9 protein-coding genes and 1 pseudogene are annotated in these 10,541 nt (G+C 72.2%); 7 read left to right on the forward strand and 3 right to left on the reverse strand.

Annotated features, from left to right (window positions below; translation table 11 throughout):
• Positions 1 to 44: 44 nt before the first annotated feature.
• Positions 45 to 1,550 (reverse strand): peptide MFS transporter, encoded by a 1,506-nt coding sequence (locus ABTZ91_RS22185; RefSeq protein ID WP_352078914.1) that lies wholly within the window; start codon positions 1,548 to 1,550, stop codon positions 45 to 47.
• Between the two features lie 425 nt (positions 1,551 to 1,975).
• Here ABTZ91_RS22185 and ABTZ91_RS22190 point away from each other — a divergent pair, with 425 nt between their 5' ends.
• Both ABTZ91_RS22190 and ABTZ91_RS22195 read left to right on the forward strand, forming a co-directional pair.
• Positions 1,976 to 2,653 (forward strand): response regulator transcription factor, encoded by a 678-nt coding sequence (locus ABTZ91_RS22190; RefSeq protein WP_352078915.1) that lies wholly within the window; start codon positions 1,976 to 1,978, stop codon positions 2,651 to 2,653.
• 41 nt (positions 2,654 to 2,694) lie between these two features.
• The gene (locus tag ABTZ91_RS22195; RefSeq protein ID WP_352078916.1) at positions 2,695 to 3,966 is read left to right on the forward strand and encodes an ATP-binding protein; all 1,272 of its coding nucleotides are present in this window, start codon (positions 2,695 to 2,697) and stop codon (positions 3,964 to 3,966) included.
• A gap of 36 nt (positions 3,967 to 4,002) precedes the next feature.
• On the opposite strand, the gene ABTZ91_RS22200 is transcribed toward ABTZ91_RS22195, so the two are convergent.
• Complete coding sequence (locus tag ABTZ91_RS22200) at positions 4,003 to 4,518, reverse strand: GtrA family protein (protein WP_352078918.1); 516 nt, start codon at positions 4,516 to 4,518, stop codon at positions 4,003 to 4,005.
• Positions 4,519 to 4,715: 197 nt separating this feature from the next.
• Here ABTZ91_RS22200 and ABTZ91_RS22205 point away from each other — a divergent pair, with 197 nt between their 5' ends.
• From ABTZ91_RS22205 to ABTZ91_RS22220, 4 genes are all read left to right on the forward strand, one after another.
• Positions 4,716 to 5,855 carry a 5-(carboxyamino)imidazole ribonucleotide synthase gene (locus tag ABTZ91_RS22205; protein WP_352078919.1) on the forward strand — a complete coding sequence of 380 codons (1,140 nt, stop codon included), beginning with the start codon at positions 4,716 to 4,718 and terminating at the stop codon, positions 5,853 to 5,855.
• Positions 5,856 to 5,874: 19 nt separating this feature from the next.
• Positions 5,875 to 6,372 (forward strand): 5-(carboxyamino)imidazole ribonucleotide mutase, encoded by a 498-nt coding sequence (gene purE, locus ABTZ91_RS22210; protein ID WP_352078935.1) that lies wholly within the window; start codon positions 5,875 to 5,877, stop codon positions 6,370 to 6,372.
• A 164-nt stretch (positions 6,373 to 6,536) separates the two neighbouring features.
• Entirely contained in the window at positions 6,537 to 7,733 is a 1,197-nt protein-coding gene (locus ABTZ91_RS22215) for a dipeptidase (protein WP_352078920.1), read from the forward strand.
• 125 nt (positions 7,734 to 7,858) lie between these two features.
• On the forward strand, positions 7,859 to 8,803 hold the full coding sequence (locus ABTZ91_RS22220; protein WP_352078921.1) for a membrane dipeptidase: 945 nt from the start codon (positions 7,859 to 7,861) through the stop codon (positions 8,801 to 8,803).
• 153 nt (positions 8,804 to 8,956) lie between these two features.
• On the opposite strand, the gene ABTZ91_RS22225 is transcribed toward ABTZ91_RS22220, so the two are convergent.
• Positions 8,957 to 10,294, reverse strand: coding sequence for a UDP-glucose/GDP-mannose dehydrogenase family protein (locus ABTZ91_RS22225; RefSeq protein ID WP_352078922.1), 1,338 nt, complete (start codon positions 10,292 to 10,294; stop codon positions 8,957 to 8,959).
• A 128-nt stretch (positions 10,295 to 10,422) separates the two neighbouring features.
• Here ABTZ91_RS22225 and ABTZ91_RS22230 point away from each other — a divergent pair.
• Positions 10,423 to 10,541: pseudogene (locus ABTZ91_RS22230) on the forward strand (acyl-CoA dehydrogenase); the annotation flags it as partial.

Raw genomic sequence — 10,541 nt, forward strand, 5'->3', positions numbered from 1 at the left:
CCGGGCCAGGCCCTTGGCGTCGTCGGTCCGGTGAGGACCCGGACTCAGCGCACGTCGCCCATGAGGGCGCGGATCTTCTTGCCCGCCATCATGAAGGTCAGGCCCGCCGCGACCGCGACGACGGCCCACAGCGAGTAGTACAGCGCGTCGCCGAGCGGCTCGTTCAGCTTGGTGGTCCAGCCGTTCAGGGCGTTGCCCGTCGCGGTGGCGAGGAACCACAGGCCCATGATCTGGCCGACGAACTGCTTCGGCGCCAGCTTCGTCGACAGGGACAGGCCGACCGGGGACAGGCACATCTCACCGATGGTCTGGACGAGGTAGACGCTCAGCAGCCAGAAGACGGTGACCTTGCCGGTCTCGCTGTTGGCCGCGGCGGCGCCCGCGAGACCCATGATCGCGAACGAGCCGCCGATGAGCAGCATCGCGAGGGCGAACTTCATCGGGGCGCTGGGCTCGCGGTTCCGCTTGGCCAGCTTGACCCACAGGGCCGCGAAGACCGGCGCCAGGACGATGACCATCATCGGGTTCACCGACTGGTACCAGGAGGCCGGGAACTCCCAGCCGCCGATCATGCGGTCGGTCTTGCCGTCCGCGAAGAGCGTCAGCAGCGAGCCCGACTGGTCGTAGATCATCCAGAACAGGACGGCGGTGGCGAAGAACCACGCGAACGCCTTGATCTTGGGCTTGTCGTCGGCGGTCAGCGCCGGGTTGCGGTACATGGCGACGAAGTAGACGACCGGCACGACGATGCCGAGGATCGCGAGCACGTTCACGATGTGCTCGATGTCGTACGTGCCGAGCACGACGTCCACGGCGAGCGCGGCGACGGCCAGGCCGCCCCACAGCAGGACCTTGCGCAGCGCGTTGCGCTTCTCCTCGGGCGTCGCCGGGGTGCCCGGCTCCTTGCCGACGTCACCGAGGTGGCGCGAGCCCAGGACGTACTGGAGGACGGCGAGGGTCATGCCGACGCCGGCGACGGCGAAGCCGAGGTGCCAGTTGACGTTCTCGCCCAGGTACCCGACGACCAGCGGCGCGACCATGCCGCCGATGTTGATCGACATGTAGAAGAGCGTGAAACCGGCGTCACGGCGGGCGCTCGGCTGCCCCTCGTACAGGCCGCCGACCATGGCCGAGATGTTCGGCTTCAGCAGGCCCGTACCGGCGGCGATGAGCGCGAGGCCCGCGAAGAACGCCGTGTCCGAGGGGATGGCGAGGGTGAAGTGGCCCGCGGCGATGACGATGCCGCCGACGAGGACGGCCTTGCGCGCGCCCCACAGGCGGTCGGCGACCCAGCCGCCCGGCATCGCGGCCATGTAGACGACCGCGTTGTACACGCCGTAGATGGAGGCGGCCAGCGCCTCGCGCTCCTCCAGGGGGCCGTCGAGGACGGCGGCGACCAGGTAGAGCACCAGGATGGCGCGCATCCCGTACCAGGAGAAGCGCTCCCACATCTCGGTCATGAAGAGAGTGGCCAGGCCCCGAGGGTGGCCGAAGAACGTCTTCTCGGAACCGGGGGTTCCGGAGGAAGCCGTCGTCAGGCTGGACGCCATGTCGATCCTTGCTCTGTCGGGACGCGCGCTTCGTGAGCGGGGTGCGCCCGGTGGGGGAGGCCGGCACCGGGCGGGTGCGGTCGCACCCTTCCGGGATCCACGCCCTGACGCGCAGTCGCGCCGAGGACCCGGCCCACAGGTCATTCACCGCCCTCAAGACTGCCGAGGGCGGTCTCGTGCAGAAAAGAGACCCTTGGCGCGCCAACACGTCCAAAGGTCCCCGATTACCGCAACAGAACTCTCGACACCATACGACACGACACTGCCGGATATGGAAGGACTTGAGAGATGGATCACAGGCGGCGCCGGAACCAACTGCCGTCATTCGAAGGTCATGAGCAGGTTACGCGCCGCCATCCGGAGGTGGGGCGCCCTCCCTGTGGATCACGCTCCGGCGCCGCCCGTGTGCGGACTACCATCGCCTCATGACCCGTGTACTGCTCGCCGAGGACGACGCCTCCATCTCGGAACCGCTGGCCCGCGCCCTGCGGCGGGAGGGATACGAGGTGGAGGTGCGGGAGGACGGACCCTCCGCTCTCGACGCCGGACTGCAGGGCGGGGTCGACCTGGTCGTGCTCGACCTCGGCCTGCCGGGCATGGACGGTCTGGAGGTCGCCCGGCGGCTGCGCGCCGACGGCCACACGGTGCCGATCCTGGTGCTCACCGCCCGCGCCGACGAGGTCGACACCGTCGTCGGTCTCGACGCCGGCGCCGACGACTACGTCACCAAGCCCTTCCGCCTCGCCGAGCTGCTCGCCCGCGTCCGGGCCCTGCTGCGGCGCGGCGCCACCGAGCCCGCCGTCCCGCCCACCACCCACGGCGTGCGGATCGACGTCGAGTCGCACCGCGCCTGGATGGGCGAGGAGGAGCTCCAGCTCACCGCCAAGGAGTTCGACCTGCTGCGGGTCCTGGTCCGCGACGCGGGCCGGGTGGTCACCCGCGATCAGCTGATGCGCGAGGTCTGGGACACCACCTGGTGGTCCTCCACCAAGACCCTCGACATGCACATCTCCTGGCTGCGCAAGAAGCTGGGCGACGACGCGGCCAACCCCCGCTACATCGCCACCGTCCGCGGCGTCGGCTTCCGCTTCGAGAAGAGCTAGCCGCTTCCGCTTCGAGAAGAGCCAGCCGCCCCGGAGGATCCGTGCGCCGCCGTCTGATCAACTCCACGCTCGCCGTGGTCCTCGTCGTCATCGCCGTCTTCGGGGTCTCGCTGGTGATCGTCGAGACCCGCACCATCTCCAGCAGCGCCCAGGAGAGCGTGGACTCGGAGGCGCTGCGGATCGTCTCCATCGTGGACAGCCGGCTGATCGGCGGCGAGCCGGTCAACCCCGACATCCTGTCCGAGCAGAGCGGCGCCAAGCGGTTCGCGGAGATCCGGATCCCCGGCCGCCCTCCCATCGAGATCGGCGAGCGCCCCACCGGCGACGTCATCCGGGGCCTGGCCGAGGGCGAGCGCGGCGAGACGGTCATCGTGGAGGAGTCCCGCTCCGTCGTCACCGCCGAGGTCGGCCGCACGCTCCTGATCATCGGCGCCGTCGCCCTGCTCGCCGTCGTGGCCGCCGTCCTGCTCGCCGTGCGCCAGGCGAACAAGCTGGCCTCCCCGCTCACCGACCTCGCCGAGACCGCCGAGCGGCTCGGCTCCGGCGACCCGCGCCCCCGGCACCGGCGGTACGGGGTGCCGGAGCTGGACCGGGTCGCCGACGTGCTCGACGCCTCCGCCGAGCGGATCGCGCGCATGCTCACCGCCGAGCGCCGGCTCGCCGCCGACGCGTCCCACCAGCTCCGTACGCCCCTGACCGCGCTCTCCATGCGCCTGGAGGAGGTCGCCGTCGCCGACGACCTCGCCACGGTCAAGGAGGAGGCGACGATCGCCCTCACCCAGGTCGAGCGGCTCACCGACGTCGTGGAACGGCTGCTGACGAACTCCCGGGACCCCCGGACGGGCTCGGCCGTCGCCTTCGACCTGGACGAAGTGATCAAGCAGCAGATCGAGGAGTGGCGGCCGGCCTACCGCAGCGCGGGCCGGGCCATCGTGCACTCCGGCAAACAGGGCATGCGGGCCGTCGGCACCCCCGGCGCCGTCGCCCAGGTCCTGGCCGCGCTGATCGAGAACTCGCTCATGCACGGCGGCGGCACGGTCGCCCTGCGCACCCGGGTGACCGGCAACCAGTCCGTGATCGAGGTGACCGACGAGGGCCCGGGCGTGCCCGCCGACCTCGGCGCGCGGATCTTCGAGCGGGCGGTCAGCGGCCGCAGCTCCACCGGCATCGGCCTCGCCGTCGCCCGGGACCTCGCCGAGGCCGACGGCGGCCGCCTGGAGCTGCTCCAGCAGCAGCCGCCGGTCTTCGCGCTCTTCCTGAGCCGCGAGGTCAGGAGCCGCGGCGAACGGGACGGGGAGCGCCCCGTCCGCTGAGGCCCCGCAGGCGCCCGAGCAGGGGCGACACGGGCCCTACACCCGGTCGGGCTGCTTACGGGTGGCCTGGCGGGGCGCCTGCTCCAGGAACGATTCGGCGGTCTGCACCGCCTCCTTCGCCGGCAGCGCCTTGAAGACCCAGGTCCGGTACGACCAGAAGCGGAACAGGGTCGCGACGCCGATGCCGAAGAACTTGAAGAAGTTGCTCCACAGCGGGCCGTCCCAGCCGAAGCCGTACGTCGCCGTGTAGAGCACCCCGTTCTCGATGACCATGCCGACGACGCTGAACAGGAGGAACAGCGCCATTTCCTTGGTGCGACCGGACTTGTCGCGGTCGCGGTACGTGAAGTAACGGAACCCCACGTAGTTGAAGAGGATCGCCACGACCGTGGCGATGATGCTCGCCCGTACCACGGGCAGCTCGGTCACGTGGCGGACCAGGTTGAAGACGGCCAGGTTCACCAGCACGCCCAGTCCGCCGACCACGCCGAACTTGGCGACCTCGCGGACGAGCCGGTCCACTCGCGTGCGCAACGCGCCGGGTTCACTCATGGTGATGGCTCTGCCCCGTCCGTTCCGGATGTGTTCGGCCGACGCCCGGATGGCGTCAACCCAGCCATGCTAACCAGCGCTCTCGTCACCCGCCCGAGATGCTCCCGATCCGTGTGCGATCCGTGTGCGAGCCCACTCCCGCTGTCACAAACCACAGCCGGACGAGGGTCCGGAACTTGTGCGGATACCCTAAGAGGGTGACGTTCCCGGTAGTCGGCATGGTCGGTGGCGGTCAGCTCGCCCGTATGACCCACGAGGCGGGCATCCCCCTCGGCATCAAGTTCAAGCTGCTCAGTGACACCCCGCAGGACTCGGCGGCCCAGGTGGTCAGCGACGTCGTCATCGGCGACTATCGCGACCTGGACACGCTGCGTGACTTCGCGCGCGGCTGCGACGTGATCACCTTCGATCACGAGCACGTGCCCGCGGAGCACCTGGCGGCCCTGGAGGCGGACGGCGTCGTCGTCCGGCCCGGCCGCGCGGCCCTCGCGCACGCCCAGGACAAGGGGGTGATGCGGGCCAGGCTCGACGAGATCGGCGCGCCCAGCCCGCGTCACCGCATCGTGGCCGACCCGGCCGACGCGGCGGCCTTCGCCGCCGAGGTGGGCGGTTTCCCGATCATCCTGAAGACCGTGCGCGGCGGCTACGACGGCAAGGGCGTGTGGTTCGTCCGCTCCGAGGCGGACGCCCACGACCCGTTCCGCGCGGGCGTGCCGGTCCTCGCGGAGGAGAAGGTCGACTTCGCGCGCGAGCTCGCCGCGAACATCGTCCGCTCCCCGCACGGCCAGGCCGTGGCCTATCCGGTGGTCGAGTCCCGTCAGGTCGACGGCGTCTGCGACACCGTGATCGCGCCCGCGCCCGACCTCGACGACGAGCTCGCCGGCCAGGCGCAGGAGCTGGCCCTGCGCATCGCCAAGGAGCTGGACGTCGTCGGTCACCTGGCCGTCGAGCTCTTCCAGACCCGTGACGGCCGCATCCTCGTCAACGAGCTCGCCATGCGCCCGCACAACTCCGGCCACTGGACCCAGGACGGCGCGGTCACCTCGCAGTTCGCCAACCACGTCCGGGCCGTCCTCGACCTTCCGCTGGGCGACCCGCGCCCCCGCGCGAAGTGGACCGTGATGTGCAACGTCCTCGGGGGCGACTACCCCGACATGTACGCGGCGTACCTGCACTGCATGGCCCGTGACCCGCAGCTCAAGATCCACATGTACGGCAAGGACGTGAAGCCCGGACGCAAGGTCGGCCACGTCAACACCTACGGCGACGACCTCGACGACGTGCTGGAGCGCGCCCGTCACGCCGCCGGCTACCTGCGAGGGACGATCGTTGAGTAACCCGCTCATTGGCATCGCGATGGGGTCCGACTCGGACTGGTCCGTGATGGAGGCCGCGGCGCAGGCCCTGGACGAGTTCGAGATCGGCTACGAGGTCAACGTCCTCTCCGCGCACCGCATGCCCCGCGAGATGATCGAGTACGGCGAGCAGGCCGACGGCCGCGGCCTGAAGGCGATCATCGCGGGCGCGGGCGGCGCCGCCCATCTGCCGGGCATGCTCGCCTCGGTCACCCCGCTGCCCGTCATCGGCGTCCCCGTGCCGCTGAAGTACCTCGACGGCATGGACTCGCTGCTGTCCATCGTGCAGATGCCGGCCGGCGTCCCGGTCGCCACGGTCTCGGTCGCCGGCGCCCGCAACGCGGGCCTGCTGGCCGCCCGTATCCTCGCCGCGCACGACCCCGAACTGCTCGGCCGCATGCGGGACTTCCAGCAGGAGCTCAACGACCAGGCGACCGAGAAGGGCAAGCGGCTGCGGCAGAAGGTCGAGGGCTCGTCCTCCTTCGGGTTCGCGCGGTGACATCGGGGCGCGGGGCGGAGCCGGTGGGTTCCGGTGGTCCGGCGGGGCCGGTGGGTTCCGGTGGTCCGGCGGGTCCGGTGGGTTCCGGTGGTCCGGCGGGGCCGGTGGGTTCCGGCGGTCCGGCGGGGCCGGTGGGTTCCGGTGGTCCGGCGGGGCCGGCCGGTGTGACCGGCCCGGCGGCCGGCCGTCTCGCCGAGGCCAGGGAACTGCTGGCCTCGGCCCCCGTGGTCGACGGCCACAACGACCTGCCCTGGGCGCTGCGCCGGCAGTGCGGCTACGACCTCGACCGGCTGGACATCGCCGGCGACCAGCGCGGCGTGCTCCACACCGACCTCGCCCGGCTGCGGGCCGGCGGGGTCGGCGCCCAGTTCTGGTCGGTGTACGTGCCCTCCCGCCTCACCGGCGACCACGCCGTCAGCGCCACCCTGGAGCAGATCGACGCCGTCGACCGGCTCCTCGCGCGCTACCCCTCCGACCTCGCGCCCGCGCTGACCGCCGACGACATGGAGAAGGCCCGCGAGGAGGGCCGGATCGCCTCCCTCAAGGGCGCCGAGGGCGGCCACTCGATCGACAACTCCCTCGCCACCCTGCGCGCGCTGCACGCCCTGGGCGTGCGCTACATGACGCTCACCCACAACGACAACAACGACTGGGCGGACTCGGCGACCGACGCGCCCCGGGCCGGCGGTCTGACGGCCTTCGGCCGCGAGGTCGTCCGCGAGATGAACCGCTGCGGGATGCTGGTCGACCTGTCGCACGTCGCCGCGTCGACGATGCGGGACGCCCTGGACACCACCGTCGCGCCGGTGATCTTCTCGCACTCCTCGGCGCGCGCGGTCTGCGACCACCCGCGCAACATCCCCGACGACGTCCTGGAGCGGCTGCCCGGCAACGGTGGCGTCGCGATGGCGACGTTCGTGCCCAAGTTCATCCTGCCCGCCGCCGTCGAGTGGACCGCGCGGGCCGACGACAACCTCCGCGCGCACGGCTTCGACCACCTCGACACCACCCCCGAGGCGATGCGGCTGCACCGCGCCTTCGAGGCGGAGAACCCGCGCCCGATCGCGACCGTGGCCACCGTCGCCGACCACCTCGACCACATGCGCGAGGTCGCCGGCGTCGACCACATCGGCATCGGCGGCGACTACGACGGCACCGCGTTCACCCCGGCCGGCCTGGACGACGTCGCCGGCTACCCGAACCTGATCGCGGAGCTCCTCACCCGCGGCTGGTCCCGCGCGGACCTGGCGAAGCTCACGTGGTCCAACGCGGTGCGGGTGCTGCGGGACGCGGAGGCGGTGGCCCGCGAGCAGCAGGCGCTGCGCGGCCCGTCCGTCGCGACGATCGCGTCCCTGGACTGACCGGACGACAGGGCGGGGTCCGGGGTCATCGCCGATGACCCCGGACGGCCCAGTCCACCGCGACCGTGCGCCGGCCGGGTGACACCGTGGTCCGTACTGCCTCAGGAGTACGGAGTGAGTCACCCATGGCAGATCTGCTGGACGATCCCACCACCACGCCGTGCGGCGCCCCCGACCCTCCCGGAGAAGCCCGGCCCCTCGACGAGACGACCCGCGCGCGGGCCCTGCTCGCGGCGCGGCCGGTCGTCGAGGGGCACACGGAACCGCCCCGCCCGGCCGACCCCGACCTCGACCCCGACCTCGATCCGGACCGGGACCTGGATCCGGACGACCTTCCGCCGGTACGGGCCGCGGAGACGGGCGCCCAGTTCTGGTCCCTCCACGTGGACGCCGACGACCGCGTGCTCGGCACCCTGCGCCGGATCGACGCGGCCCGCGCCCTCGTGGCGGCCTGCCCCGAGGAACTGCGCCTCGCCCACACCACCTCGGAGGTGGAGCACGCCCGCAACTGCGGCCGGGTCGCCGTGCTGCTGGGCCCGGTGAGCTGGGCGGCGGTGGGCGGTTCCGCCGCGACCCTGCGGGCGTACCACGCGCTCGGGGTCCGTGCGGTCAGCCTCACCCGCTTCGACCGCTTCGCCCGCGAGGCGGTACGGGAGATGAACCGCCTCGGCCTCCTCGTCGACCTCGCCGGGGCGGACCCCGACACCGTCCGCCAGACCCTGGCCGTGAGCCGGGCCCCGGTCCTCCTCACGCGCGCGGAACCGGACGGCATGCCGGACGAGGTGCTGCGGCTGCTGGGCGAGAAGGGCGGCGTCGTCATGGTCCCGGTCAGCCCCGACGCGAGTGAGACGGCCGACCGCCTGGACCGCCTCCGCGCTCTGGCCGGCCCCGGATCGCTCGGCCTCTCCCACCCCGCGTCCCCCACCACGGGCTACACCCCGCTCTTCACGGAACTCCTCCGCCGGGCCTGGCCCCCGGACGACCTGGCCGCCCTCGCCCACGGCAACGCCACCCGCGTCCTGCGGGAGACCGAGTTCCGCGCGAGGGAGTCCCGTCTGAAGGGGGCGTAGTCGAGGGGCAACGGGCCCGCGGGCCGGCGCCCTGCGCCGGTTCGGTGGCCCGGCCCCGCCCTGGGCCGTCCCCGCCCCGCCCTGGGCCGTCCCCGCCCCGTCCTGGGCCGTCCCCCGGCCCGTCCTGGGCCGTCCCCGCCCCGCCCCGAGCCCTCAGGCCCGCGGCCGCCCCATCGCTCGGTACGTCCAGCCCGCCTCGCGCCACCGCACCGGGTCGAGCGCGTTGCGCCCGTCGAGGATGACCGGCGAGGCGGCGGCTTCCGCCAGCTCGGCCGGGTCCAGCGCGTCGCGGAACTCGCGCCACTCGGTCAGGTGGAGCACCACGTCCGCGCCCCGCACCGCGTCGAGGGCCGAGTCCGCGTAGCCGAGCGTGGGGAAGAGGCGGCGGGCGTTGTCCATGCCCTTGGGGTCGTAGACGGTGACCTGGCCGCCCTGGAGGTGGATCTGGCCGGCCACGTTCAGCGCGGGGGAGTCGCGGACGTCGTCGGAGTCCGGCTTGAAGGTGGCACCGAGCACGGCCACCCGCTTGCCGAGGAAGCCGCCGCCGAGCGCCTCGCGGGCCATCTCCACCATCGACGCGCGGCGCCGCATGTTGATGGAGTCGATCTCGCGCAGGAAGGTGAGCGCCTGGTCGGCGCCCAGTTCGCCGGCCCGGGCCATGAACGCCCGGATGTCCTTCGGGAGGCAGCCGCCGCCGAAGCCGATGCCGGCCCGCAGGAACTTCTTCCCGATCCGCTCGTCGTGCCCGATCGCCTCGGCGAGCTTGACGACGTCGCCGCCGGCCGCCTCGCACACCTCCGCCATGGCGTTGATGAAGGAGATCTTGGTGGCGAGGAAGGAGTTGGCGGAGGTCTTCACCAGTTCGGCCGTCGGGTAGTCGGTGACGACGAAGGGCGAGCCCTCGCCCACCGGCACCGCGTACACCTCGCGCAGCGTCTTCTCGGCCCGCTCCCCGCTCGCGCCGGCGGGCACGCCGACCACGATCCGGTCGGGGTGCAGGGTGTCCTGCACCGCGAAGCCCTCGCGCAGGAACTCGGGGTTCCAGGCCAGGTCGACGCCCTCGGGCAGCACGGCGGCGAGCCGCCCGGCGGAGCCGACGGGCACGGTCGACTTGCCCACGACCAGCGCGCCCTCGCGGACCACGCCGGCCAGCGAGGCGAAGGCGGCGTCGACGTGGCTCATGTCGCAGGCGTACTCGCCGTGCTTCTGCGGGGTGTTCACGCAGACGAAGTGGACGTCGCCGAAGGCGCCGACCTCCTCCCAGGAGGTCGTGAACCGCAGCCGCCCGCTGGAGCCCTCGATGCCCGCGACGTGCCGCGCGAGGAGTTCCTCCAGGCCCGGCTCGTACATCGGGACCCGGCCGGCCGCGAGCAGCTCGACCTTCTCGGGTACGACGTCGAGGCCGAGGACCTCGAAGCCGAGCTCTGCCATGGCCGCGGCGTGGGTGGCCCCGAGGTAGCCGGTGCCGATCACGGTGATCTTGAGGGCCATGCGGACTCCAGTGGCTCCGTTGAGGGTCGGGCGGAATGCCTGCCCGAGCATAGTCGGGGCCTGGATCGGTGCCCTGTCACGCCCTACCATTTGGGTTACTTAACGGTAGTTAGCAAGCGTGGGAGTGAATGAGCGTGGGCGGATCCGCCGATTTCGACCTGTATCGCCCGTCGGAGGAGCACGACATGCTCCGGGAGACGGTCCGTGCGCTGGCGGAGGCGAAGATCGCGCCGTTCGCCGCGGCGGT

The organism is Streptomyces sp. NPDC126499 (genome assembly GCF_040302485.1).
Lineage (GTDB): Bacteria > Actinomycetota > Actinomycetes > Streptomycetales > Streptomycetaceae > Streptomyces.

Coding starts and splice junctions, on each gene's coding strand:
- ABTZ91_RS22200 (WP_352078918.1), bottom strand. CDS start 4,518: ATGAGTGAACCCGGCGCGTTGCGCACGCGAGTGGACCGGCTCGTCCGC.
- ABTZ91_RS22225 (WP_352078922.1), bottom strand. CDS start 10,294: ATGGCCCTCAAGATCACCGTGATCGGCACCGGCTACCTCGGGGCCACC.
- ABTZ91_RS22190 (WP_352078915.1), top strand. CDS start 1,976: ATGACCCGTGTACTGCTCGCCGAGGACGACGCCTCCATCTCGGAACCG.
- purE (WP_352078935.1), top strand. CDS start 5,875: ATGGGGTCCGACTCGGACTGGTCCGTGATGGAGGCCGCGGCGCAGGCC.
- ABTZ91_RS22220 (WP_352078921.1), top strand. CDS start 7,859: ATGGCAGATCTGCTGGACGATCCCACCACCACGCCGTGCGGCGCCCCC.
- ABTZ91_RS22185 (WP_352078914.1), bottom strand. CDS start 1,550: ATGGCGTCCAGCCTGACGACGGCTTCCTCCGGAACCCCCGGTTCCGAG.